General features: G+C 47.1%; 20 protein-coding genes. 1 reads left to right on the top strand and 19 read right to left on the bottom strand.

The features are described 5' to 3' along the window. Positions 1–26 precede the first annotated feature (26 nt). Positions 27–983, top strand: coding sequence for a D-2-hydroxyacid dehydrogenase (locus HP552_RS25395; RefSeq protein WP_175398169.1), 957 nt, complete (start codon positions 27–29; stop codon positions 981–983). Positions 984–1108: 125 nt separating this feature from the next. Here HP552_RS25395 and HP552_RS25390 read toward each other — a convergent pair whose 3' ends face one another. From HP552_RS25390 to HP552_RS25300, 19 genes are all read right to left on the bottom strand, one after another. Next, positions 1109–2080 carry a TRM11 family SAM-dependent methyltransferase gene (locus HP552_RS25390; RefSeq protein WP_246311046.1) on the bottom strand — a complete coding sequence of 324 codons (972 nt, stop codon included), beginning with the start codon at positions 2078–2080 and terminating at the stop codon, positions 1109–1111. Positions 2081–2124: 44 nt separating this feature from the next. Beyond that, positions 2125–3837 (bottom strand): methyl-accepting chemotaxis protein, encoded by a 1713-nt coding sequence (locus HP552_RS25385; RefSeq protein ID WP_175398167.1) that lies wholly within the window; start codon positions 3835–3837, stop codon positions 2125–2127. A 344-nt stretch (positions 3838–4181) separates the two neighbouring features. Continuing rightward, positions 4182–5237 (bottom strand): MsnO8 family LLM class oxidoreductase, encoded by a 1056-nt coding sequence (locus HP552_RS25380; RefSeq protein WP_175398166.1) that lies wholly within the window; start codon positions 5235–5237, stop codon positions 4182–4184. A gap of 18 nt (positions 5238–5255) precedes the next feature. Then, entirely contained in the window at positions 5256–6671 is a 1416-nt protein-coding gene (locus tag HP552_RS25375; protein ID WP_175398165.1) for a deoxyguanosinetriphosphate triphosphohydrolase family protein, read from the bottom strand. Positions 6672–7125: 454 nt separating this feature from the next. Beyond that, the gene (locus tag HP552_RS25370) at positions 7126–7392 is read right to left on the bottom strand and encodes a hypothetical protein (RefSeq protein WP_175398164.1); all 267 of its coding nucleotides are present in this window, start codon (positions 7390–7392) and stop codon (positions 7126–7128) included. 201 nt (positions 7393–7593) lie between these two features. Beyond that, complete coding sequence (htpG, locus tag HP552_RS25365; RefSeq protein ID WP_175398163.1) at positions 7594–9474, bottom strand: molecular chaperone HtpG; 1881 nt, start codon at positions 9472–9474, stop codon at positions 7594–7596. A gap of 562 nt (positions 9475–10036) precedes the next feature. Further along, positions 10037–10933 (bottom strand): nickel transporter permease, encoded by an 897-nt coding sequence (gene nikC / locus HP552_RS25360; RefSeq protein ID WP_175398162.1) that lies wholly within the window; start codon positions 10931–10933, stop codon positions 10037–10039. Between the two features lie 48 nt (positions 10934–10981). Further along, positions 10982–11986, bottom strand: a complete 1005-nt coding sequence (locus HP552_RS25355) for an ABC transporter permease (RefSeq protein ID WP_175398161.1) — start codon at positions 11984–11986, stop codon at positions 10982–10984. Between the two features lie 162 nt (positions 11987–12148). Further along, positions 12149–13798: an ABC transporter substrate-binding protein gene (locus tag HP552_RS25350; RefSeq protein ID WP_175398417.1), complete on the bottom strand. Its 1650-nt coding sequence runs from the start codon at positions 13796–13798 to the stop codon at positions 12149–12151. 816 nt (positions 13799–14614) lie between these two features. Beyond that, the gene (locus HP552_RS25345; RefSeq protein ID WP_175398160.1) at positions 14615–15553 is read right to left on the bottom strand and encodes a glycoside hydrolase family 25 protein; all 939 of its coding nucleotides are present in this window, start codon (positions 15551–15553) and stop codon (positions 14615–14617) included. Positions 15554–15995: 442 nt separating this feature from the next. Next, on the bottom strand, positions 15996–16493 hold the full coding sequence (locus HP552_RS25340; RefSeq protein ID WP_095288966.1) for a phage holin family protein: 498 nt from the start codon (positions 16491–16493) through the stop codon (positions 15996–15998). Positions 16494–16783: 290 nt separating this feature from the next. After that, positions 16784–19966 (bottom strand): pyocin knob domain-containing protein, encoded by a 3183-nt coding sequence (locus HP552_RS25335; RefSeq protein ID WP_175398159.1) that lies wholly within the window; start codon positions 19964–19966, stop codon positions 16784–16786. Position 19967: 1 nt separating this feature from the next. Continuing rightward, a complete protein-coding gene (locus tag HP552_RS25330) occupies positions 19968–20513 on the bottom strand; it encodes a putative phage tail protein (protein WP_175398158.1) in 546 nt (181 codons plus the stop codon). After that, positions 20510–21568, bottom strand: a complete 1059-nt coding sequence (locus tag HP552_RS25325; RefSeq protein ID WP_175398157.1) for a baseplate J/gp47 family protein — start codon at positions 21566–21568, stop codon at positions 20510–20512. The genes HP552_RS25330 and HP552_RS25325 overlap by 4 nt, the downstream gene beginning before the upstream one ends. Further along, complete coding sequence (locus HP552_RS25320; RefSeq protein ID WP_175398156.1) at positions 21561–21974, bottom strand: DUF2634 domain-containing protein; 414 nt, start codon at positions 21972–21974, stop codon at positions 21561–21563. The genes HP552_RS25325 and HP552_RS25320 overlap by 8 nt, the downstream gene beginning before the upstream one ends. Next, entirely contained in the window at positions 21971–22228 is a 258-nt protein-coding gene (locus HP552_RS25315; RefSeq protein ID WP_376768987.1) for a DUF2577 family protein, read from the bottom strand. Before HP552_RS25315 ends, HP552_RS25320 begins: the two co-directional genes overlap by 4 nt. A gap of 6 nt (positions 22229–22234) precedes the next feature. Further along, positions 22235–23245, bottom strand: coding sequence for an XkdQ/YqbQ family protein (locus HP552_RS25310; RefSeq protein WP_175398155.1), 1011 nt, complete (start codon positions 23243–23245; stop codon positions 22235–22237). Between the two features lie 13 nt (positions 23246–23258). Continuing rightward, a complete protein-coding gene (locus HP552_RS25305; RefSeq protein WP_175398154.1) occupies positions 23259–23954 on the bottom strand; it encodes a LysM peptidoglycan-binding domain-containing protein in 696 nt (231 codons plus the stop codon). Next, positions 23955–25928, bottom strand: coding sequence for a phage tail family protein (locus HP552_RS25300; RefSeq protein ID WP_175398153.1), 1974 nt, complete (start codon positions 25926–25928; stop codon positions 23955–23957). Between the last annotated feature and the right edge of the window lie 66 nt (positions 25929–25994).

Genomic DNA, 25994 nt, shown 5'->3' with positions numbered 1-25994 from the left:
CAATTGAATTCAGGAGGTTACACACTATGGGTAAAATTGTATGTTTTCCATCTTTATCTACGGAGCAGAAGCAGCGCATTTTAGATGCCGCACCAGGCTATTCACTGACCGTTGGCAAAGCCAAGGAAATTGACCCAGCAGAGTTAAAGGAAGCTGAAATCATTGTAGGCTGGTCTCCCCTTGTCACTGAACATGCACTAAATGAAGACAGTTCACTGAAGTGGATCCAGGTCTGGTCCGCTGGTGTGGATAACCTCCCATTTTCGGATTTGGAACAAAAAAACATTCAGGTGACCAGTGCAAATGGCGTACATGCCATTCCAATCACCGAAATTATTATAGGCATGATGTTATCGCACAGCCGCTGGCTGAGACAAGCCATGCTTCATCAACAAGAAGCCGAGTGGAAAGCTCCCGGCAAACCTCTGCCAGAACTGCACGGCAAAACAGCCGTTATTGTAGGTGTAGGAGAAATCGGCACCGAGACAGCCCGTATTCTCAAGGCCTTTGGCCTGAATGTGATTGGGGTTCGCCGTTCCGGCAAGGACGTCCCTAATGTGGACCACATGTACGACATGTCCGGACTGCATGAAGCTTTGGGCAAAGGTGATTATGTCATTAACATACTGCCCCTTACTGACGAAACCCACCATTTATATGATCAGACTGCATTCGAACATTTCAAACCAGGTTCCTGCTTCGTAAATGTAGGACGAGGTCCAAGCGTGAACACGGAAGCGCTGCTTCATGCCCTGGACAGTGGGCATATTGCCTTTGCTGCACTCGATGTATTTGAGGAAGAGCCCCTTCCTGCAGAACACCCGTTATGGAAAATGGACAATGTGTTAATTACTCCCCATATCGCAGGAAGTACGGAGCAATATACCGATCGTGCGCTGGATATTTTTGTAGAAAATCTGGAAGCTCATCTGGCTGGCAAAACACTCCCACGCAACTTGGTTGACTATAGTCATAAATACTAATTCATCCGCTATTTTCCATGCATAATTGTACAAATGCTTTACTATTATTTCTAAAAATCGAAATAAAAAAACCTCCACATCGGAAATTGTTTCATTCCGGCATGGAGGTTTCTTCTATTATATAACTATGTGCATAACCAAATGTGACGTATAAACGTTCCTTTACGAACGGTGCAATACTGATTCACTTCCCATCCCGCTGCGAGCAGATGCTCTTCCACCCATTCGGTGGATACAACTATGGCTCGTTTCGTCAGCCTGCGCAGACTTGTCAGCATGCGCCGCTGTTCTTCATCCGGGAGAACGGAGCACAGATTGTAGGGCATGTCCAAAATTGCCGCGTCGTAAGTACCGTCTAATTCATTCATGTCCCGAAGCGTGATGCAAGCCGGATCATAGCCATAGTGCGGAAGATTGATTCGCGCTCCCTGAACCGCCAAAGGATTCAGATCGTTTCCTCTTGTTTCGATGCCCATGGACAGAGCTTCAATGACTACCGTACCCATGCCGCAGCATGGATCAAGCAGCCGGTGGTTTTCCACTTTCGGTATGGCTATATTGACGAGCGCTCTCGCTAGTGTAACGCCGAGACCGGTTGAATAATTTTGCGGCTTTTGCTGATGACTTTGCCACGAGCGATCCGCAACTGTCCACTGACCCAAGATCCATTTTTCACCTGTCTTTATTAGTCCAAAAGTCACTTTCGGCTGTTTCATCTGTGCCTTGCCTCTGATGCACATCCCCACTTCTCGCTCCAACTGGCGGGAACGGTCATAGTCAGGCATATGATCTCCTTCTTTCAGACAAACTACCTTGAACGTTTGTTCCGGAAGCAAGTGGATACGCGCAGCAGCTGGAAGCAGGTCATTCACCGTGTCAGCTTCCGATAACACATCCAGCCTCCCATGGATAAATGGACTTCTGCCTGGTGGAACGTTAATATTGGACCGGACATATGACCTGGAATCCAAATGTGCCGCCGAATCCAAACCAAACATTGTACTAAGCTCAAGCGTACATAATTCACGTTCATTTTCATGACAGGCAAAAGTATACACATATTTTTTGTGGGTTAAACTTCTTTCTGAATCAGTCAAAACCATAGCCGTCCTTCATGTTTCTTCTATTATAAGAAGAAGGTTTATATTTTTAATTTCTCGATGGAAGCAAGCAGGTCGTCAGACAGTTCCTTCAGCGTTTGAATGCTGCCGCCGATCGTTTCCATGGAGCTTACTTGTTCTTCCGCCGAGGCAGAAACTTCCTCCACACTGGCTGCGGATTGTTCCGATACAGCAGAGATTTGTTGGCTAAAATCATTCATGCGCCCGCTCGCTTCCTGCATGCCTTCCAGGCCAGCGGTCATTGTACCTATGACCTGAACCATTCCCTCTACCGATTCGTTAATAGTTTGGAACAGATTGCCCGAAGTACGCACATGCTCTTGTCCCAGCTCAGTCTCCCGAACGCCCGTACGTAATTCTGCAACTACGCCTTGGGAATCCTGCTGGATATCTTCGGTAATCACCGTAATCTCCTCCACTGAAGTCTGGACAGCCTCAGACAGCTTCCGAACTTCTGCTGCTACAACGGCGAACCCGCGTCCGCTCTCTCCCGCACGAGCCGCCTCAATGGAAGCATTTAATGCCAGCAGGTTGGTTTGGCGAGCAATGTCACGAATGACCTGAACCAGCTTGGAAATATCCTCGTTTTTACGGTTTAGCTGTTCCATCCGGTTCATGGAAGCCGAGACAGCACCAGCGATCTGCTGCATTTGCTGCACCGACTGCTCCATGGCCCTGCTTCCGTTCAACCCCTGCTCCAGCACACGATCTGACATCAGACTTAGCTGGTTTCCCTGATCAGCATGCTTTTGAATGTGCTCGTTCAGCCCCTCAACGGTACGTGCCGATTCCACTGCGGTTACCGCCTGACTCTCCGCTGCCTTGGCGGACTCTTCCATCGTTATCGCAATCTGGCGACTGCCGATCTTGACCTCCTCCGAAGAAATGGCCAGCTCATTGCTCTGACGATTCACCGCTTCTGCAATACGTCTGACATTCAATACCATGGAAGTCAGATTACCTTTCATCATATTTACCGCTTTGGCCAGAAGCCCTACTTCGTCTTCATGTTTGGTATGTACATCCTGCACATTCAATTGACCTTCTGCAATCAGCTTCACCGCACTGATGACCCGCAGCAGCGGTTTAACAACCTGGGAACGGATAATAGGAATCGCAATAGCCGTAATCGCAATCATAATCAGTACCCCAACAATAATGATCATTCTTCCATCCTGCACAGACCTGATCGTTTGCGCAGCAGAGAGATCCGACTGATTCTGATTGTATTCCACCAGATAATCCAGATCGACCTGCATAGCATCGAAGGAATCAGCTCCTTTTTCCGATACTTCCTTGGCCAGTTGGGATTGTCCTTCATCACTCAAATTGATCGCTTGGGTATTCAGCTTGAGGTAAGCTGCCCACTTCGTCTTGAATGCATCCCAATGCTCCTGTTCATCTGCTGCTTTCTCCTGCTGATCGTATATTTTAATGGTCTGCACCGTTTCGCGAATATAGTTGGTACGCTCTTCAGCGAGCCCAGCCTTGTCTTCGTCCTGAGCATCAAAGTGGCGGTAACTCAACGACAAAATATGCTCCGTAGTATAGTTCAACCGGTTAATTTGCTGAATCGAAGGCATCCAGTTGCCCGTAATCTCATTGGTGTTGGCTTCCATTGCATTCAACCGGGAAATGACGGTGACGCTAAGGAGAATTAAACAGAGGATTAACAAATAGAACGCGATGCTGATACGCAGACCGATACTCCTGATCTTGAATCTGCTGAACATGTGATTTCCCCCTTATGCCTTATTCGGAACCGATCCGAATTTACGGTACTTTGGTCTTGGTTTTACCCTTCTTTTGGCATCTTGTAAAATACTATTTCATCATATATCCATAGGTAAACTGACGTAAAGTATTATAACATTATTTTGTTTAGAACATGATCTGTTTTGTAAAATCTTGTGCCTCGTACACACCACATTTCAACAATGATACATTATGTAACGTGCACAAAGTGAAATAAGAAAAGAGCTGCAGCATACGGGTAAACCCGATCTGCAGCCCTTCAGACGTGCAAGGTTGACCGTTGGCAGGGCAGATACTAACGAACCGAGCAACCGTCACTCACTCAAACGAATACCTTCCCCGCCTCAGCCAACAATCGATAAGACTTAAGCCTCCGTTCGTAATCCGGACCAGCCGTAACAACGAGGAAGCGCTTCGTCTCCAGTCGCTCACTTACCTGGCTTAATTGTTCCCAGATCTTCGGTGCTGTTCCAGCAAAGTGTTTGCGCGCCTCGCCATCATCCATGCCTCTCGCTTCGCTGTTGGGGGTATTGTTATTCGTGTTATTGTCATACTCTCTCTTGGTGGACGGCAGAGCTGATACAGCTTGTCCACTCCTTTTGCGCCGATCTGTCATTTCTCGACTCCAAGCTTGAGCTTCTGCCTCTGTCTCCGCACACAATGCACTAACCGCAACCATAACTCTTGGTTCATGCATGGTTTTGCTAGGTTTGAAACCCTCCCGATACCGCCTTACAGCCTCCGTACCATCGGCATCGCTCATGAATTGACCGAATACATATCCCATCCCAAACTGTGCTGCAAATTCAGCACTTTTGACATTTGTGCCCAGCATCCACAGGGAGATGGGACGTTCCGGGATTGGCCGGGCCGATACCGGATGCTCCTCATAGGTGTATCGGTCTTCGAGCAGTTCGGTCAGTGCGGCCAGTGATTCCGGTAATTTGGACACATGCTGCAAGTAATTGCCGCTGAGTGCCATAGTTGCATGCGGCCCACCACCCGGAGCCCTCCCAAGACCCAGTTCAATCCGTCCCGGATAGAGTGCGCCCAGCAGCCGAAAGGACTCAGCCACCTTGAGCGGGCTGTAGTGTGGCAGCAAAACGGCACCAGAACCAAGCTGGATCGAATTGGTCCTGGCCCCGATATGCGCGAGCAGCACTTCAGGTGATGCTGATGCCAGCTCATCCATATCATGATGTTCAGACGTCCAGTACCGGGTATACCCCCAGGCTTCGGCTTGTTGGGCCAATGTTAAGGACTGCTGCAAAGCCTGTTCCGCAGATGCGCCATTCAACCTTGGCACCAGGTCGAGCACGCCCAGACTGAATGCCTGGCTTAATGTGTTGTTTGCGCCTTCGCCTGTGTTTGTATCCAAGCGTTTCACTCCCTATCCCTAGTCCAGATCATAGATGGAACCCACCTTCAGGCCATATAATTCATTGTATATTTTCTCAGCAAACGCATCGGTCATACCCGCAATATAATCAATCACCATATGCTCCCAGGTCCAGATCGGATGCGCCTTGGCCTGATCTTTCTCATATCGCTGCAGCCAGTCGGATGGAATAATCGATTTGGACGTTTCCGGATCAAGGAACGCATCCCACAGCCGCTTAATCATCCATTCGCTGCGTTTTTGCAGGCGCTGCACACGCAGGTCGCGAATCATGGTTACCCAGGCAAAGCTTTTGAGCACACTCACCGTACGCAGCATATCAAGATCCTCGGCACCTTCACGGACAAACGTGACCTTTTTCCAGTCTCCGTCGTCAATTACGCCCAGACTGCCTACAAACAGGCTGACCCAGTACGCTTTGACCTCGCGGCGAGTACGGGAGTAATCATGCTCGCAGAATGGCATCTTCTCATTCCAGACACGCAGGAACGAAGCGAGCACTTCTTCTACTTTTTGCCCAATCGACTCTCTGGTCCATCCGTTCCAGAACAGGTCCTCCAGCGTTGTGATCTTATCCACAATCAATCGATGGATATGCGGATCCTGCAGGAAATGTTCATGCACTTCGATTTTGCCTGCCTTGATCCCATCCTCCAGATCATGCGCGGAATAGGCAATATCGTCGCAAAGGTCCATGAGCTGGGCTTCCAGCGTCTTTTTGCCTGCCGGCATGCTCCACCGATTACGGATCTCATGGATATATTGCCATTCATGATGGTACATGCCTTTCTTGCTCTCGGTCCCAGGGTAGGGGTACTTGTTTATTCCGAGCAGCACGGCATCAGATAGGTTCAGTCCATCAATATCCTCCCGTTTCTCCAGGAACATGATGAGACGAAAGTTATGTGCATTGCCTTCAAAATGCTCGTATTTCCGCTTCAGCTCTGCCCGAATCTCCGGTTCCTGTTGGGGAGACTTGGCTCCCCGGCTTTTCTTCATAATCTTCTTGACCTCGGTGTTGATCAGGTCATCCAAAATGCCGTCCAGCACTTCTTCTCCTTTATGTCCAAAAGGCGGGTGTCCGAAATCATGCGCGATCGCGGCACATTCCACCACTTCCGAATCAATAATAAGTCCCGGGCTGTCCGCCTGACTCCAATCCACTTGGGGATAACGACGAAGCAGGCTTCTTGCCGCCTCTCGGGCGATCTGCGCCACCTCAAGCGAGTGGGTCAACCGGGTGCGGTAATAATCGCCTGTCCCGGCACCAAACACCTGGGATTTGCCCTGCAACCGACGGAAGGTCGGTGAATGAATCAGTCTGGAATAGTCCCGCTCATATGCAGCGCGAGCGCCATCAAGTTTCGTAAGTTCAGGGTATTGTCTATGTTCTCTCAGATCGTTCCATTGCATGTGATCACTCCTAGCCGACTGTCTCTATTTTGAGTGATTATACACAACATCAGTCGTTTCGAAAAGCAAAACCTGTCTGCGATTGTCATCTCTTCTCACATCAAACTGTGATGTACAGTCTTCTTCTTTTATTATACCCTGACAGACTATCGTCCGTGCACCTAAATGAATAAATGATATACATGAAATAGGAATACATTCAGACAATTCAAAAATAGAAAAAATAGTGCTATGTGTATCGGTGGCCGTTCCGGTTACGGATCGTTCTTCCGATCGCTGTTGTCTCCAGGTTTTCTGAATTCCCCTCTGCAAGGGGAAAACCCGGAGACAAACGCGAACGCTTCGCTTCTCCAGAATCGATTCCGTCCCCATCACTACTTTCGCTGTATTCCAACTAAATAGTCTAAAAAGCTCACAACCTTTTTTTCTTATGGCTAGTCATTGTATATTGCCGTCATCGCATCCCTGCTCCTCTGTCTTCCATTCGTTCCATTGGTGAGGAAGAGAAAATAAGTGCTAATGTGCATCGGTGGCCGTTCCGGTTACGGATCGTTCTTTCGATCGCTGTTGTCTCCAGGTTTTCTGAATTCCCCTCTGCAAGGGGAAAACCCGGAGACAAACGCGAGCGCTTCGCTTCTCCAGAATCGATTCCGTCCCCTTCATTACTCCGTTGGTTCATTATTTGTTTGAAAAGATAAAACCCTATTCTTTGATTAGCCATTTATATATTCCCATTCAGCGCTCCCATGACCCACCGTCTCCCATTTTTGTCCTTAGTGGGGGAGAAAATAAAAAACCGACAGGGACGGAATTGCCCTGTCGGGTGGAGATGGTCAGCGCTGCGCCTGCTGCCCTATTCATAGGAAATGCTGACAGCGTTAAGCTGCGCGCATAATTTAATGCTCAATGCTCGGCGAGGCGGTTACACCATCACTTTGCAGATGTCGTTTGTGAACTCTACCGGATCCTGAATTGGCAAGCCTTCGATCAGCAATGCTTGATGATACAACAGGCTAGTGTACAGGCTCAGTTTTTCCTTATCCTGTGCAAATGCGTCTTTCAGGGACTTGAAGACATCGTGATTCACGTTGATCTCCAGCACTTTATCCGCTTGTACATTCTCGCTGTTCGGCATGGCTTTCAGGATTTTCTCCATCTCGATGGTCAATTCACCTTCGGTGGACAAGCATACCGGATGGCTTCTCAGGCGTTTCGAAGCTTTCACGGCTTTTACTTTCCCTGCGAGCTGTGCTTGCATTGCTTCAAACAACTCTTTATTATCGTTGTCCTCTGCTTCATTTTTCTCTTTGTCTTCGCTGTCTTCGATACCCAGGTCACCGCTGGAGATGGATTTGAATTCTTTCTCCTTGTAGTTCATGATCATTTTGATCGCGAATTCATCAATGTCCTCGGTGAAGTACAGCACTTCATATCCTTTATCGAGTACGCCCTCGATCTGAGGCAGCTTCTCGATCCGCTCAATGGATTCACCGGATGCATAGTAGATATACTTCTGGTCTTCAGGCATTCTGGAGACGTATTCGTCCAGGCTCACCAGCTTTTTCTCTTTGGAAGAAGAGAACAGCAGCAGATCCTGCAGTGTATCCTTGTTTACGCCATAGTCGCTGTATACGCCATATTTCAACTGACGTCCAAACGCTTGATAGAACTTCTCGTAGCTCTCACGATCATCCTTCAGCAAGCTTTGCAGTTGGCTCTTGATTTTGTTTTTGATATTTTTCGCGATCAGGCTGAGCTGACGGTCATGCTGCAGCATTTCACGGGAGATGTTCAGGGACAGGTCTTCCGAATCCACCATACCCTTTACAAAACCAAAGTAGTCTGGCAGTAAATCACCGCATTTGTCCATGATCAGGACACCGTTGGAGTACAATTCAAGGCCTTTTTCATACTCTTTTGTATAGTAGTCAAACGGCGTGTTCTCCGGAATAAACAGGATCGCATTGTAAACCACTGCGCCATCTGCGCTGATGTGCAGGTGTTTGAGCGGTTTGTCAAAACCGTAGCGTTTTTCCATATAGAAGTTGTTGTAGTCTTCTTCGGTCAGCTCGCTTTTGTTTTTGCGCCAGATCGGCACCATGCTGTTGACGGTTTGCTCTTCCTTGTACTCCTCAAACTCGTTCTCGGTACCTTCCTTCGGACGCTGACTTGTCACATCCATCTTGATCGGGTAACGAATGAAGTCGGAATATTTCTTGATGATGGATCTCAGGCGATACTCTTCCAAAAACTCATCATACGAATCCTCTTCGGTATTCGGTTTAATCGTCAGGACGATCTCCGTACCTACGGAATCTTTCTCGGCTGGTGAGATCGTATATCCGTCCGCACCTTCGGATTCCCATTTCCACGCTTCGTCACTGCCCAGTGTTTTACTCGTTACAGTCAGCTTGTCCGCCACCATGAATGCAGAGTAGAATCCAACCCCGAATTGTCCGATGATGTTATGGCCGTCTTTGGCTTCGTTCTCCTTCTTGAATGCCAGGGAACCACTCTTCGCGATAACCCCCAGATTGTTCTCAAGCTCTTCCTGGCTCATCCCGATTCCGGTATCCGTCAGTGTGAGCGTACGATTCTCTTTGTCGATGGTCAACTTGATGTAGTAGTCCTCTTTGTTGAAGACGAGAGTATCGTCGGTGAGAGCTTTGTAATATATTTTGTCAATGGCGTCACTGGAGTTGGAGATCAATTCTCTCAAAAAGATTTCTCTTTGGGTATAGATGGAGTTGATCATCATATCCAGCAAACGTTTGGATTCTGCCTGGAACTGTTTCTTGGCCATGAATGGGTGTTCTCCTTTCAATTTGGGATATAGAATGATTGAATTGGAGTTATAGAACAAACTCCTTAACATTACACCATACCACTTCGCTAAACAGAACCATCTTCCGATCGCTGTTATCCCCAATTTTTTTTGATTCCATTATTTTAGATGGAAAAATCCGGGGATAAAGGCGAACGCTTCGCTTCTCCAGATTGGTTCTGCACGCTTCGTTCCCGTGTAATATCTAAGTTCGTTCTATGAAATAAATTAATCATTCCATATGTAGTCCTGTAGTAAAAACCATCATTTGTTAGCACTCAGAAGTCTGGAGTGCTAAACCCTTTCTTTTATATAACATATGGCAAAATTGGGTGTCAATACGCTGGGCGTTATTTTAACAAAATGGGTGATTAACACTTCATTTATGCATGCACATTTGATTTTAACGTAATCAATTAGACAATACAAAGAGCCAGCTCGAGTCAAACTCGAACCGGCTTAGCGCGGCTTAATGATAGGATGCAATAACTTAGAAGAATTTAAGAAGATAATGTCGTAAGGCTGGAGTGCGTTACTTGTTTTATTTCACCATCTTCGGATCAAGGGTATCACGCAGCCCATCCCCAAGCAGGTTGAAGCCGAGTACGGTCAACATGATGGAAAGCCCGGGAAAGATAAGCGTCCACGGTGCTTTCTGCAGAAACTGACGGGAATCGGAGAGCATTTTGCCCCATTCGGGATCAGGCGGTTGCGCTCCCATGCCGAGAAACCCCAGTGCTGCTGCCTCAATAATGGCTGTCCCAATGCCCAGCGTACCCTGTACAATCAGCGGAGTAAGGCTGTTCGGCAGGATATGACGGAACAATATCCGCATATTATTCGCACCCAGTGTGCGGGCAGATGTTATGAATTCCTCCTGTCTCAAGCTAAGTACACGTGAACGCACCAACCGTCCGTAGGTCGGAATGTTCACGATGGCTATGGCAAGTAACGCGTTTTGCAGAGATGGACCGAGAATCGCTACAATGGCGATGGCGAGTAGAATGCCCGGGAACGCCAGAAGTATATCGAATAGGCGTGAGATGAGCATATCCGCCCATTTTCCGTAAAACCCGGCAATCAAACCAAGCAACGCTCCCGCAATAATGGAACCGATGACCGAGAAGAATCCCACCCACAACGAGATGCGTGCACCATGCAATACACGGGAAAACACGTCACGCCCCAGATCATCAGTTCCAAACCAATGCTCTGCCGAAGGGGCCTGCAGCCGGTCTGTCAGCACCTGTTCCTTGTAATCGTAAGGGGCAATGTATGGAGCAAGGAAGGCCAGAAGGATGAAAAACACGATAATGATCAGTCCAGCGAGCGCCAGCCGATTGCGCCGAAATGTTCTCCAGGCTTCCCGCCATGGACCGGATGTACGTGCCGATGCGGCGTCAATAGTTTGTCCGGTGTTGGTTGATAATTTGGCCATGCGGCGTCTCCCTTCTTGGATATGAATGAAAGATGAGATGGACCATTCCTACTTATAGCTAATCCGCGGATCAAACACAGCGTAGAGCAAGTCGACAATCAGATTAATCACCACGAAGAAAAAGGCCACGATCAGAATGCCGCTCTGAATCACGGGGTAGTCCCGCGAACTAATGGCTTCATATATATAGCGTCCCACACCCGGCCAGGCGAAGATGGTTTCGGTCAACACCGCACCACCGAGCAAAGAGCCCGTCTGTATGCCGATAACGGTCAGGACTGGGATAAAGGCATTTTTGAGGGCATGTCCATATACGACAAAAAACGGACCGAGTCCCTTCGCCTTCGCGGTGCGGATATAATCCGAGCTCATGACCTCAAGCATGCTGGAGCGAGTCATCCGGGCAATAACGGCCATCGGAATCGTTCCAAGTGCTACACTTGGCAGAATCAGATGTTTGGTTACGGTCCACAACTGGTCCCAACGCCCGGCAATCATCGTATCAAGTACATATAGACCCGTAATGGCTTCAACGGGATCACGCGCATTCATTCGTCCAATGGAAGGCAGCCAGTGCAGCTTGTTGGCAAACAGCCATTGTTCCATCAGACCCAGCCAAAAAATCGGCATCGACACGCCAACGAGCGCAATGACCATACAGCAGTAATCAAACCAGGAGTTATGTTTCCATGCACTGACGATCCCCGCATTAACGCCTATAATGACCGCAAATAACATACTCGCCATCGTTAATTCGAGGGTGGCTGTCAGATAAGGCACGATTTCCTGGGCAATAGGTACCTTGGTGCGGATGGATGTGCCCAAGTCTCCTTGGAGCAAATCGCCAAGGTAGGCGAAATACTGCTGAAACCACGGTTTATCGAGGCCGAGCTGGTCACGAAGGGCCTGCTTGGACTGCTCGGTTGCCTTTTGCCCAAGTATGGTCTCTGCAGGATCACCCGGAATGGCGTGGATAATAGAAAAGACGATCAGGGTCATGCCCAGCAAAACGGGCAGAAGCACAAGGATGCGTTTGACAATATAGCTGTTCATTTCACATTCACCTGCCTTTGACGTATCATGCAAAATGTAATCATAAAAGCGCCGGCAGACAAGAATGCTTTAGATCGTTACAACCAGATGTGGGTTCTGCCAAGCATTACATGTTCACCAGCGCTTTGAATGAATAAATGTAGTCAGTCAACTTACAAGGACTTATTCAAAGTAGGCATTCGCATACGATTCACTTCCCAGTGGGGAAGGTACAAAACCTTTCAGGTTGGCTTTACCTGCCAGAATAGGTGTCGTGTGCACAAGTGGAATCCACGGTGCATCTTCCTTGATAATGACTTGAGCCTGTTTGTACAGCTCGGCGCGTTTGTCCTGGTCCGTTTCTTTCTGCGCTTCGGTCAGCAGCACATGCAATTCTTCGTTTACATAGAAGCTGCGGTTATTACCCGGAATCGCGTCTTTATCCAGCAGCGTGTACAGGAAGTTATCCGGGTCGCCGTTATCTCCGGTCCAGCCAAGCATGTAGATGTCGTCCTTCTCCCCAGCTTTCGCATCATCAAGATAAGTCGCCCACTCCGGCGATTCGATGTTAACGGTCACTCCAATTTTCTCGAAATCAGCCTGAATCGCTTCGGCCACCTTCTTGCCGTCAGGCATATAAGGACGCGACACAGGCATTGCATAGAATGTCACCGGGTCAGGCAATCCGTCCGGGAAGCCGGCTTCGGCCAGTAATGCTTTTGCTTTTTCCAGATCATACGGATAATCCTCAATGGAATCGTTATATCCCCACAGTGTCGGTGGCATTGGGTTCACCGCAGGCTGAGCCTGTCCAGCAAAGAAAGCATCAATAATGCCCTGCTTGTTCACCGCATGGTTGAGGGCTTGTCTTACTTTTACATCGTCAAAAGGTTTCTTCTTAAAGTTAAAGCCAATATACGCCACGTTGAACGGTGGACGCTCGATCTTTTGCAACTCACTGTTGCCTTCAAGGATCGACAGGTCATCCGGGTTCAGGTCTTCCATGACATCAATCTCGCCATTTTGCAGCGCATTGAAGCGTGCCGTGTTGTCCGGAATCGAACGAACAATGACTTTGTTCAGCTTCGGCAATCCTTCTTTCCAGTAATTCGGGTTTTTCTCCAGAGTGATGGAGTCGTTCCGCTTCCACTCTTTGAATACAAATGGGCCTGTGCCCACGGGCTCGCTTTTGAAATTCTCTTTTTTCTCCTGAATCGCCGTTGGACTGGCAATACCGAATGGTGTCATCGCGATGTTTTGCAGGAAAGGCGCCTGCGGCTGGTTCAACGTGAACTCGACAGTCGTCTCGTCAATCGCCTTCACTTCCTTGATGACACGGCCATCCTCTGGCCCAAACATGGAATCATAATAGTCGAAGGAATCCCCTTCAAATTTATATTCACTCGCCGGATCGCTCCAACGGTTGAAGTTAAACACGACAGCCTCGGCATTAAAATCTGTACCATCATGGAACTTCACGCCGGACTTCAGCTTAAACGTATACTTCAGGCCATCCGCCGAAATCTCCCAGCTCTCTGCCAAACCAGGCACCACTTCTGTCTCGCCTTCCTTGTAGTCCAGCAATGAGTCGAATACCTGATGTCCAATTTTGAGCGACTCTCCATCTGTTACAATTGCCGGGTCGAGCGCCACGGAATCGCCACCGCGGCCCATGATCATCGTATCCTGAGCCTCGCTCACTTCTGCTGGAGGTTCGCTGCCTTCGGCCGGAGCAGGTGAATTCCCAGCCCCCTCATTGCTGGAGCAGCCCGATAGGATCAAGACTGTACTCATGGCCATCGCCATGATTCCGGACATCCATTTTTTTCTCATTCGCATACGTACAACACCCTTCCCTGTCTCATAATGTGTGTGATGCTGGCGTGAAAAAACTCCAATGATGGCTATCGGTTTGGTGCTTGTGTATTGCTTGTATCCTTAAAAGGCTTTAGATGCCTGTGATACCAGTGATAGTGGTTGTAATAGAATAGGATTAAAAGTTTGTTTTGACCGAATTTACAGATGTAATATATGGATCAAATAATGAAGAACGAGATGTATAGAGTCGGGAAAATAGCCTAGTTGCTCAAAAATTGAACTGAGGTCAATTAGCAATAGTAGTCTTCTACTCTTGATGAGAGCAAAAATGATGGATAGCAAACAAAAAGTATGGGATAAGGAACGTCTTTAGTGAAAATTTGTTTGTTTGGTAATTGAGTTTGTAATTGCGATTGGAAGGATCGGGCAGCATCTAATAATGAATGGTTAATTCCTATAAGGATGAAGCACGTCAGTGGTTTATCATGAAGGCAGTTTTTGAGTTGCGCATGGATGTGAGTGTTCACAGATGCAGGATTGTACAACAGGGAGACATTACAATAACTTGTTATGTTATGTTTATGTCATGGTGAGGAGGTTTATGTAAATAAACAGTGGTTGAAAACAATTTCGTGTAACTTACTTTACATCACATTCATCAATTAGACAAGCATTTTGCGGACATAAGTCTTTAACTTTATTCACGCATTAATTTTAGTTACATAAAACACAAAAAAGGAACACCATTCGACAGAAAAATGCCGATGTGTCCCCTCGATCCCACGTACTGTTAACGTCTATCATACCTCTATCAATCAGATCTGAGTTAACTTACTTTTTGAACAAACCTCTGCGATACATGACCGTGAGAAAACGGTAAAAATCATAACTTGCCCCATTGTCGATGCTGAACAGCGGATTTTTGGTGTCATACGCCAGGGCTGCATCTACGGCTGCCTTGGCCCACACCGGAACTTCCATCTGCTGACGTGCCTGTAGTTTATCTACCTGTGCCTTCAACGCGTCAAACGCGGCTTTCTCTTCGGCTGTCATCGGTTCGCCCCCTTTCGATGGTTCAGTCGGTTTTGTCGGCTTCGTCGGCTCAGATGGTTCTGGTGGCTTCGGTGCTGCTGCTGCATATCTGGCCCGCAGCTCGGCTGCCGATCCCTCGAACTCATTCATATCCACGTTGCCGCCAATTCCATTCACCTTACCCGAGTCCGTATACTGCCAGAACGTCCAACGTTTCCAGGCAGGCTGGTCATCCGGCACACGTGTGCTGCTGTAACGCGCAATCCACAGATCATACGTGCCAAGTGAAGTGTCAAAATTCCCGGCAAATGAATTGCCCGTATATATGATTGGTTTTACACCCGTAAGACGCTCCAATTCAGTTAAAAAGGCTTTGGCTACCGTGTTGATCTGTGCTTTGCTCAGATTGCCCGGGTTATTTTCATAGTCCATGACCGGTGGCAGCTGCAGTGCCTTGGCGCCTCCGACTTTTTTCAGTGTATTGGCATAATGCGCCGCTTCCGCCTTGGCCCCATCCGTGGAGGTTGCGCGGAAGAAGTGGTACGTTCCGACCAGCATGCCTGCCGCTAGTGCGCCGCTTACATTTTTCTGAAAGTTCGGATCGGTATACGTCTGTCCCTCGGTTGCCTTGATGAACACAAACGTCATGCCGCTTGCCTTCACTTTGGCCCAGTCAATGTTGCCCTGGTAACGTGAGACGTCAATGCCCTGCGTGTTGCCTGAGCTTCTGGTTTGCATGTTTCTCACACCCTTTATGCGGCAAATTGCCGTTTGTATATAGTTAATGCCAGGAGGCTTGGGGTTGCTTGTGTGCGTGTCCTTTGTTGATGGTAAAAGATAAGCTCAGTTGGTTATGGTTATGTCGTTTTGAATCTAATGCGCAAGCTAGTCGGTGCTATATAAACTTCTATCGACAGTCTATTGTGTACCAATTATCCACTAGGAAAGCATACCAATCAGTACGCGACCGTTCCAGATACGGATCGTCCTTCCGATCGCTGTTGTCTCCGAATTTTTTTGATTCATTATTTAAAGGGTAAAATTCAGAGACAAAGGCGACCGCTCCGCTTCTTCAGAATCGATTCCGTCTCTTTCACTACTTGTAGCTAATGGCACATACTTTTGAATTGGTAGTGCCCTGTCTGTTATCACAAGACACGTTGGAATGAATGGTAGATCCTTACTTCGTATCGTCTCTAATCTGTTGATCTACATCCTTATGATCTGACGGTGCAATAGATTCTCTGGAATGAGGAGTGTAGTTACCGGGAATTCCCCCGTCCCCTCCCTTGCCCTTGAGCACTTCAATGGCCTGCCGGATCGCAGGCGGAATCGGTGCTCCCAGTTTGCCCCCATTTTCAATAATGGATAACAGTTCATTTGCGATATAAAAAAAGGCGACCGCATCCCTGAACAAATGTCCGTCTCCCAGAACACCGTCCACCAGATGAGCCACCGATACCATAGCAAATATAAATACCTTTCGCGCGATGCCGAACATCCCGACATTGCTTTCGAGCTTGCCACTCGCCCCCGCCGCTGCGATACCCGTTAGGTAATCAAGGATAACGAATACCAGTAGTACACCAAGTACACCTGACCAGCCGCCGAAGAAATAGGTTGCTGAGCTGCTTAGCAGAGCAATAAAAGATTTCCATATGGTGTCCCATTTTTCCATGGTTTTCACCTCCTTAAGTAGGATTTACGAGCTTTCGTTTATTCATGACAACAAGTCCACTTCCGAACATATTACGTCTCTCCTAACTAAAGTCTAATACCACAACATGCTCATTATTCCATAGTTATGATCCTCGTAGTATGAAGCACTTACTTCACTGAACCCGTTCACACTTTTCTGTTGTCAAACATCTATGTTCATAGTAATTACGTTGATCTCTTTTGATTACGCAGCGTTGTAAGGTTGCGGTTTTAAATCCATATACTCAACTAACTGTTCTCTGTACGTTTTCATGTATAAATAATCTTAGCTCCTGCGGTGAAGTACCCATAAAAATCCGAAAAATTGGGACCTTTTGTGTGTTTATATTTAAAGAACAATGGCCCGGTAACATTAAACCCTTTCGGCATATTGGTAATTTGATCACCCACGGCAATGGCTTCAAGATAACTAGCGGTTCCCCTTTGCAAGTCAATAGTTATGTGGATAAAAGACTTTCCACTACCAACACCGCTAGTGGAAATAACCCATTCCACACCATTAGAGTCATGAAGGACAACACTTGCTGTTGTTCCACTATAACTACTTCCTAATCGGACTGCGTTGGTTCCTGTGCCCACCCTATTGATTTGAATAAACCGTGTTCCTGCTGGAAGGGTTGCGATATCCAAATAGAAAAGCCTCGTTGCGTCTGTGAATTCTTGTGGACCGAAAGCGATATTGGGGGTTATTTCTTGGATCGGCCTGCGTAAAGCAATTACTTTATTTGATAACGTTGCCCATGGATCAGATGTGGATGCATTCCCACCATTGGCGTTAATGGCATCCACGATACCTTTTTTTGCATCAACGCCAGATTGAAAAACGTCAGGACTCCAAGCACTCCATGTATTATCCATACATGTCCTCATGAATAAGGTAGGTGTGTTATGCGTATCCAATCTTGAAGCACGTTGGATTACATGAGTTGGAGCATTTGAATGAACTAGAACCTCGACGTAAAACCAAGCATTTGCCACGCCGCCGGGTACATTTACAGCGTTGAAGCAATCGTATTGCCCGCCAGTTTTAATATTATTTAAGTTTGAATTGTGTGGAAGTTGAATTACACTTCCGTTATCCTGCGTAATTTTGTACTTTTGCCATGGCTTATTATCGACGTAGTTTTTAAGCACTCCTCCGTCTGCAGCGGAAATTTGCAGCATGGATAACGAAGCCGTGTTCCGATGCACACTTTTAGTCAGATCTGTCAGCAGCGCCTTTTCGTTTACTGAGATTGAGCCAAGAAAAGATGTTACCGGGGACACATCCTTCATCAAGTAAGTGACGGAATATGCTGCTGATGGATTATACCGGTATCCATATATTGCAATTGCCTTTCCATTGTCTTGGCCTTCAAACACCCCCCAACCGTTAGGTTTCAAATGTCCATTTTCGTAAAGAGCAATCCATTTACCAACCGCGTATACAGTGGCGTTCCCCATTGTCTTTCCAGTGTTAATGTCATAATTGTCAAATTTAATAGGTTTAGCGGGTTCTCTTAACACAATCCCCGTTCCCACTTCCACCTGATTACTGCCCTCAGTAAACGTCAATTGTCCTTCTGACGTGATTGGTTCGACAGTTGGCGTTGCAAGTTGGTAGACGAGTTGGTACGGTGTATACAAATTGCCTAGAGAGTCCGTACCCGCGAAAGTTGTTGGGAGAACCGTTGTATAGTCGACGCCATTTGCTAAAGCTATAGAGTCCAACATCCGCGTAATACGTATCCAAACTTTCGTGCCAGTACCGTCGTACGCTGTAGCCCGAGGCGAACCATTTACACTCATTTTCCATCCCATGAAATACGCCTTAATCTCTTCAGGTGTAGGTGTGTATGAGTCTCCCCATCCGCTGTCTACACTTGAAACTCCTATTCCTAAAATTGCGCCATTTGCTCCTGTGTCCCAATCTCCTCTGCTGTATTGATCCACATTTAAAGAAGGTGATCCATCAGATAAGCGAACTCCATTGAATTTAGTTGCAATAGGGAGATAGTTTTTATTTCTATCTGATATTCCGTCCATTAATCTGACGCACTTTCCTCCTGCGTATGAATTAAAAAAAGAGTATGTGTATGTGGAATCAAACGATATTTTTTTCCACTTCGCCAGTTTGTAATACTGCCCATCCTTCTCAAACACTTCGTCAGCATTGGCCCCAGTTAATGGATCAGCATATAAATCCGTTTGCAATGCGAGCATAGCATCTTCACGTGGTTTGAATGGTTTGGCTGTCGTGCCGAGCGCTATCATCGGATTTTTGAGCGAAGCTGGATTCCCTCCTGATGACGCTCTCCATAAGAAGTTAATCTCTGAATTTTGTCCGCTATTAAAAGTGAACGTTGAATCATTAGTCCAAGGCCTGAGTGGTGCAGGAGTTTGCAGATCTAAAGGGTACACCGATGTGCTTAAATTTAAAAATGTTTCGGCGCTAAACGTGTAATTCGTCTTGGGCATAACATTAAACTTCACGATTGTGTATCCTGTTGCGTCAGCTCCTAATGAATTTGACCATTCATACGGACCGTTTACATAATTACTAGAGAGAACAAATGATGAGTTCATAAGTGAAGGCAACAAATTCTCTCCATAACGAATCGCATACGGATTTCGAACGGGTTGGAGACTGTCGACATAAGGATACTTTAAAGCCATTTGATTCGATGTCAGGGATTTATCCTCATCAGAAACTTTGTAGATAGCTGCATTAGAGAACTGCACTTGTGATCCGTTCGAAGCTTCATAAGTAGCGTATTCTGCAGTTAATTTAAATCCAAATGTTGTGTCCCATCCATCCACAATAGCTTGAGTTACTGTAATTACTCCGTACATATCATAAGTTGTTCCGTTAACAGGGTTATCAATGTTCATCGCTGTAAATCTACCGATAGTATTTGAATACAGGTAAAGCTGTAATTGTTTAGCTGTTCCAACGATGTGAGTAGCGCGAACCCGCAAAAACAGTTTATCGCCTACCCTAGGATTTAGGGCTGAAATATGATTGTAGTTCGTCAATTGAGGATTTATGCCCGTTCCGTTACCTGTAACCGTAATGACGTTATTTACGACTGTTCTTGTGCCCAGCCCTACATTCCATTTCGTAACATCTTCAAAATTTCCGTCACGCCCCAACAAATTCACCAGCGTACGGCCCTTCAACCCTTCCAATTTAAACGCCGAGGTACGTTCAGCATTGATAATCTGTAATCCTGGCTCCAGTGTCATAGATCTACGCTTTTCCGTATCCAGCCGCTCTTGGATGTTACTAACCTGTGCAGCCGTCTCTTCGGTCTTCTCCTCTACCTGCTCTGCAAAACCATCAACCTTCTCCCAGTTCTGATCCAGATACTTGTCCAGATCAAAATAGGTTGTCGATGGCGAGCTGCGGTCAATTTTGTTTAGCCCGAGATTCGGTGTATTTGGATCATTCATTTTAAGCTCCACCTCCTGAAAATTTATCCTGCCGGGTCTGTTCGATCTCAGCCAACGTCATGCTCTCCACTTCGGCAATCGTCAAATACCGGAGTCGATATTCCACAGTCATATGTGCCGGTTTGATATCCTCAATCGCTGCCTTCAGATCGTCCAGGTTAGGCGGCAATCCCAATGTATCTATGAAGCGAATTCGAATCAGATATTCCACGGGTGAGACGGACACATCAATCCCGCCACTTTCATACGCCTGTGCCACATTTTTGAGCATTGAACCTGAGACTTTGCCACTGCCCCGCATTTTGGAGATGATGACGGATCTCCGCTGCTCTTCCGGCTTGGCTGGATTCGTTGGAATTTGCAAATCCCGCTCATACCGTTCCAATGCCCAGGTTGCAGACTCCGGGTAGAACTGGTCCAATACGCCTTCCAATCCCAACGCAATCTTGTCCAGTTCTTCGCCTTCGGTCTCCGTAAGCAACTGCATCTCAAGTACATTTTCATACAACGGGGGTAAAAGGGACATCAGCACCTCAGCTTTACTCATGTCACCTTCACCATCCCGAGAACGGCTACTGCACCGGGTGCAATCTCCAGATTGGACATGCCGCCATTCACCAACAGATCGCTATAATCGATCACAGGCGGGATATCCAGAATGACATTGGCAATTCGTGTCCAACGGACTAGCGGATCGGCAAATGCCAACTCTTTCAGATAGGCAGTAACGCCCTCTTCAATCAGCGTTTTTACGCCCTCATACGTTGAGCCTGAAGCAAGTGTGACCTGCACCTCCACATCAATCGGTACTTCTTCTGCCCCCACCACCGTGACCACGGGGCCGATTGGAGCCGCGCCTTCGCCCATCCCATCCTGGGTTGGATCGATATATTCCTGTACCGCGTGAATCACCGCCTCAGCGGGTGCGTGCATCTCATTGTTTAACAGCGCCACTTTTACCGTCCCCGGACCGTCCCATAGCGGAAAAGCTTTTGCTTTACCAACGCCTGAGTTTTCTCTTGCCCACAGTTCATATTGATATTTGTTGGCACTCGTGACCGGACGGGAAACTTTGTCCTGATATCGGTCATACAGAGCTTGATCTGTTTCCTCATCTTCACCAGGAACAAGCAGCTGTGTCAGTTCCGCAGTCGTCAGTCCGGCAATATAATCGATGGGCAGCAGCCCCCCTGTATATTCATTGCCTTCCGCTCCCGCAACCTCACATTCCAGCACATATTTCCCTGCAGCGATGCGCTCCACAACAACATACACCCGATCCCCTGTGGAAAAACGACTCTCCAAAGGAACTTCAACGGGTTTACCCGCGTTATCTTTGAAGCTGCCGATCCAGCGAGCACGGGTAGCCGCTTTCCGAGTAATGCCTGACCAGGCCACCGCCCGATCAAGGTATTCACCTGAAGCTGTGTCCGCAAATTTTAAATTGGCGTTAATATCCAGCTCAATATACATCTGAGCCATTTCCACAGCAGCTGGCGCGAGCGCATCATAGATAATGCTGCCTTCACGCTTATCCACACCATCCGGCACCCTGTCCAGCATTCGGTCTAGAATGATTTCAAACGTCTGTTGTTCATACATTCATGGTCACCTCCGTTTCTCCCCTGAAAGAGCCGAAATCCGTTTCTACGGTAAAAGACACCCGTACCCCATCCGCCTCATGAACAAAATCGAACTCGGTTACATCCGAAATGCGATCATCCGGAAGCAACGCTTCCCGAATCCAACGATCCAGTTCGGATTCCACCATGGATCGTCCGGCCATTCCTTCCCAGGACCATTCCATGCCGTAATCCGGAGAGTAGATCAGATGCTCGTAGCGGCGGGTGGACAACGCTTTGTACACAGCTTGTTTCACCGCATCTTTCCCATCAAGCTGTAGCCTTCCAATCCGCTGCCCAGAAGGTTGAAGCACATACGTCAAACCTGGAAGAACAGCCGCTTCTTCCTGATCTTCTACACTCATTTGTGCGCCTTGTGGAATCATGTCTTCACCAGCCGATCCAGTACAACAAAACTGTCCCCACCTTGCACCCGTAACAACAGGACATGGTCACCCACAGCCCAATTCTTCCTCGCTACGGATTCCGGCAGCACCAGAAAAGGCTCAGCCAAAGCCAGCCGTTGTTCAACGGTAACCTCCAAGGGCTCTGTCCTCGTCACTGTTCCGTACATGACCTGAACAGGAACTTTGGCATCCACGGCGGCTACGGCCGCCTTTTTAATCACATCCAGCATCATTAATCGTTACACCACCTTCAAATCCAGCGACATCGTGTGCACGCCTCCCTGTACCTTGTGTGTACATTCGTCTACCAGAAAATATTGATTTATCTTCAGTTCCTCAATCTGAATATTGACATAACTGCCTGCCCTAACTCTGAAATCGCCAAGCGCATCCACTTTTAATGATTGAGTCTCGCGGTTACGCAGCGTCATCAGGGTCTTTAGCATGGCATCAATCTGGCCTTCATTCAGGCCATCGTCCGCTTTTTGGTACAAAAAAAGCAGCCCCCATTGACGGATGCTGCCTGAGTCCTGATGGACGAACGTTTCTCTTTTTCCCGTATCCTTGTTGTCCCGATACAGCTTAATCTTGTTATACGTCTGGTCGTCAATCGACCTTGTATAGCTGTAATCCGTAAGCAGACTGTTATCTCCAATAACAAAGCCGTAAGGCATCTCTTCCACATCCCGAAGCACAAGCTTGCCAAAGTCGTCGTAAAAGATATAGTTTTTGCCGCCATAAATCAGCGTTCGGTCCAACGCCTCACAGATCATGTCGATAAGCTTTTTGTTATCAAATAACAAGCGTGGAATGACGTATTTGGGCTGAATTAGATCACCCATTTTCAGCTGAAAGTCAGTGGCAATTCGTTTGATCACATCAGCAGCGGTTGCGTTGACGAACTTGTACGTCTGGTTTGCGGTAAGATAACGCGTCTGATCGTAGGCCTTGATTTTGACACTTTCGTCCTTGCCACTATCCACCGAAAAGATATATCCATAAAATATCTCTACCTCGCTGCTGATATACTTTACGACATATCCATTCTCATATGTGAATTTCGAATTCTGGTATAGGCTGCCCTTGACCAACGTAAATTCCAGAGAGGACGGCTTGCCGATGCGGGAGGTTTTGTAGGTAATTTCGCCGGCAATTTCGCTAATATCCCAGATGTTTCCCTGCTTATCATCCAGCCATAATTGCTCCTTCAACTTTCCCTGCTTGCCATCCAAACTGATCTGCTGCTGCATGTTCCCCCTCCTTTCACGGAAGCTTGACTACCAGACCGATGGGAAGCTTCTTCAGTTGTGCATCCTTGATGCCATTCAGCTTCTGCAGTTCTTTCCAGCGAGATCCGTCTCCCAGATGGGCTTTAGCTACCGACCACAAGGAGTCCCCTGCTTTGAGTGTGACGGTCTTCGACTGGACTTTTTCATTAGGCCGCGAGTCCTTGGTCTTCGTTATTGAAGCAGCTTTATCCTTGCTGTCCTTGAGTGGCACTACTTTTTTGGCGGCGTAAAAAATGAACTGTTTCAGCTTGATATCATACTGGATATCGCCCACCGTCCCCGCTGTCTCCTTCCAGTCGAAGCTCTCAATGGAAACAGCCATGTTAATCGTGTACCTTGCACTGGAAAAGAACAGCCTGACGGGCCTGCCTGTCTGTATCCAGCGAATAATCTTTTTCACATATTCATACGGATCACTATAATATTTCTTCTGTACTGCCGGATGACTCGCATCGTAATTCAGATGATATGGGCTGTAGTCCGCCGGAAAAATACCGCTGAAACTGACTTCTCGCAGCTTGGGCGACTTGATCACGTTAATCTCACCTAACGCGCTGACGTTAAACGTACTGCCATCCCCCGCATCCGAAAACTCAATACTCTCTGGTGTCACCGGGAAATACATGTATTCGGATCGATTGTTAAAGCTGAGCTGGATATAATATTCCATTTAACCATACACCCCCTGAGCACTGGAAACGATCTGACTGTTCAGTCCATCGGTGATTTTGCTGATGATACTGTCAACATCATGTCCGCTGTTGATATCTCCTGTGGTAACCTGAACAGTTGGTGTCAGACTGACGAATCGCTGAATAGCCTGCATTTCTGCAAGCTCACGCATCAGTTTCAGATCTTCACTGGTTACATCCACCGTACCCTCAACGTCTCCGATTTTGTCCACCTGTCCGATATTGTTGATTTTGTTAATGTTGCTCATGTTGTTATTGGGAACTACAGTGGGAGCAGGTACAGTTGGTATAGATGGTATGGAAGGTGTTTTGGGAGTAAAGCCACCAAAATTCCCAGGTAAATCTGTTTCTTTGGAATCTGCTTTTGAACCCGTTGAAAAACCGGAAAGCAACTTCTCCGCCATCTCCGGTCCTTTCCCATACGCATCAGGATTGTATTCTCCATCCATTCTTATGGAATGGAATACATTTTGATCACTGTGCGGCTCCAGTGATTCTAGCGAGTCCATCCATCCCTTGACAGTATTACTGCCAATTTTGATATCCGATTCGGACATCACAGTCAAGTTCGTACCAAAAGTATCATTGATAAAGGAGGCAACACTCCCTATTGCACTTACAGCTTTATTAAGAAAATCCTCTATACCTAACATTACATTATAGAAAATTTGCAATACAAACATTCCCAAATCATAGAACAGTTTTTGGATGGCATAGACAGGATCATTGAATAGATTGATTAGAAAATCTCCTAATGCAGCAAACAGATTCCAAATTGTTGCAATGACCACCCTGACTCTTTCAGCCAACATCATAAATGTACCAATGATTGCTCCCAAAATCTCCGTGCCTGATATCCCCATGAGATTCAGAATGCCAATAATCGCCGCAATTGCAGCAATTGCCAGAAGGATCGGCCAATTAAGCAGCAACCACGCAGCCACTAGACTGTAGACTTGCGCAATAACGAGGGCCAGAACAACGATTGCAAGCGCCATTAATATAGGCTGGATAATATCCCAGTTTTGTTGTATCACACCTGCTAAAAACAAAATTCCGTTTACCAACATCGTTAGTGCATTTACTGCAATAGTAAAAGCATTACTAATCCAACCAATAATGACGGTAAACTCTCCATTCGCAAAAGCTTCGTTCAAACGATCCAACAAAGGCGATAAAGCAACAAGTGCCGCCTGCCCGATCTGACCCAGTACCCCATTGAACTGATTTACAAGTGCATTCCACTTCTGTAGTGGTGAGTCCAACATGGTATCAAAAGCCTGCTGCGTGTAGCCTTGTTTTTGCAGAATAACATCAAGTTTTTGGATAAACCCATCCAGATCCGATGCTTCAATATTTTTCTGTAAGCCAGCCCCATTCAGCACTTCAGCAGGAATGTTGAAGGATTTGGCAAGGTCACCATTATTTCCGTTCATCGCAGCTAGCAATGCACTGGATGCATCCGACACACTTTTCCCATCTGGAGAAAGCATACTTAACCGTTTAGTCATATCTCTGAGTTGATCAACCTGATCCGTATTTTGGGCATACGGAATGAAAGATAGTGCTCCCTTCAGAGCATCAGTGACATTTTGCCCACTCTTAAAAGCTTCCGCGCGATAACGATTAAATATCGTCTCTCCCTGCGCATCATTGCCAGTCGCAGCCATGTAACGTTGTTTCAAATCCTCTTCCTGCGCTGCTGGAACAAGAACGGTTTGCCCTGCTGACTTGATCATACCGATCCAAGCTCGTACTCGCTGAGCACCTTCCGCAAAAGAGGCATTTACTTTAGCCTGTTCTTCTGACACACCTCTCAATAAGTTACCTGCAAGCTGAATTCTGCTCAGATTTCCAGGATTAAAAACCGAATTGATCACTACAGGCAGATTTTGAAATTGCTGAACCATTTTGTTTGACATCAGATACAGTCTTGCAAACATGGCATACATTCATTTCTCCCTCCTTTCCCCTTTATTTTTTCCTCGCACGGTTCTTGGACCGTTCTTTCTTCTCTT

Origin of the sequence: Paenibacillus xylanilyticus (genome assembly GCF_013359935.1) — a bacterium.
GTDB classification, from domain to species: Bacteria; Bacillota; Bacilli; order Paenibacillales; family Paenibacillaceae; genus Paenibacillus; species Paenibacillus xylanilyticus.
The sequence above is the reverse complement of the archived record's forward strand: the minus strand, read 5'-3'. Positions and strand labels throughout refer to the sequence as shown.

Bases quoted from the DNA above. Each gene is read 5' to 3' on its own strand.
- HP552_RS25340 (WP_095288966.1), bottom strand. From the start codon at position 16,493: ATGGAAAAATGGGACACCATATGGAAATCTTTTATTGCTCTGCTAAGC.
- HP552_RS25375 (WP_175398165.1), bottom strand. From the start codon at position 6,671: ATGCAATGGAACGATCTGAGAGAACATAGACAATACCCTGAACTTACG.
- HP552_RS25385 (WP_175398167.1), bottom strand. From the start codon at position 3,837: ATGTTCAGCAGATTCAAGATCAGGAGTATCGGTCTGCGTATCAGCATC.
- HP552_RS25395 (WP_175398169.1), top strand. From the start codon at position 27: ATGGGTAAAATTGTATGTTTTCCATCTTTATCTACGGAGCAGAAGCAG.
- HP552_RS25370 (WP_175398164.1), bottom strand. From the start codon at position 7,392: ATGGCTAATCAAAGAATAGGGTTTTATCTTTTCAAACAAATAATGAAC.
- HP552_RS25345 (WP_175398160.1), bottom strand. From the start codon at position 15,553: ATGCAAACCAGAAGCTCAGGCAACACGCAGGGCATTGACGTCTCACGT.
- HP552_RS25330 (WP_175398158.1), bottom strand. From the start codon at position 20,513: ATGAGTAAAGCTGAGGTGCTGATGTCCCTTTTACCCCCGTTGTATGAA.
- HP552_RS25305 (WP_175398154.1), bottom strand. From the start codon at position 23,954: ATGGAATATTATATCCAGCTCAGCTTTAACAATCGATCCGAATACATG.
- HP552_RS25325 (WP_175398157.1), bottom strand. From the start codon at position 21,568: ATGTATGAACAACAGACGTTTGAAATCATTCTAGACCGAATGCTGGAC.
- HP552_RS25310 (WP_175398155.1), bottom strand. From the start codon at position 23,245: ATGCAGCAGCAGATCAGTTTGGATGGCAAGCAGGGAAAGTTGAAGGAG.
- htpG (WP_175398163.1), bottom strand. From the start codon at position 9,474: ATGGCCAAGAAACAGTTCCAGGCAGAATCCAAACGTTTGCTGGATATG.
- HP552_RS25355 (WP_175398161.1), bottom strand. From the start codon at position 11,986: ATGAACAGCTATATTGTCAAACGCATCCTTGTGCTTCTGCCCGTTTTG.
- HP552_RS25335 (WP_175398159.1), bottom strand. From the start codon at position 19,966: ATGAATGATCCAAATACACCGAATCTCGGGCTAAACAAAATTGACCGC.
- HP552_RS25350 (WP_175398417.1), bottom strand. From the start codon at position 13,798: ATGAGAAAAAAATGGATGTCCGGAATCATGGCGATGGCCATGAGTACA.
- HP552_RS25315 (WP_376768987.1), bottom strand. From the start codon at position 22,228: ATGATGCTGGATGTGATTAAAAAGGCGGCCGTAGCCGCCGTGGATGCC.
- nikC (WP_175398162.1), bottom strand. From the start codon at position 10,933: ATGGCCAAATTATCAACCAACACCGGACAAACTATTGACGCCGCATCG.
- HP552_RS25300 (WP_175398153.1), bottom strand. From the start codon at position 25,928: ATGTATGCCATGTTTGCAAGACTGTATCTGATGTCAAACAAAATGGTT.
- HP552_RS25320 (WP_175398156.1), bottom strand. From the start codon at position 21,974: ATGATTCCACAAGGCGCACAAATGAGTGTAGAAGATCAGGAAGAAGCG.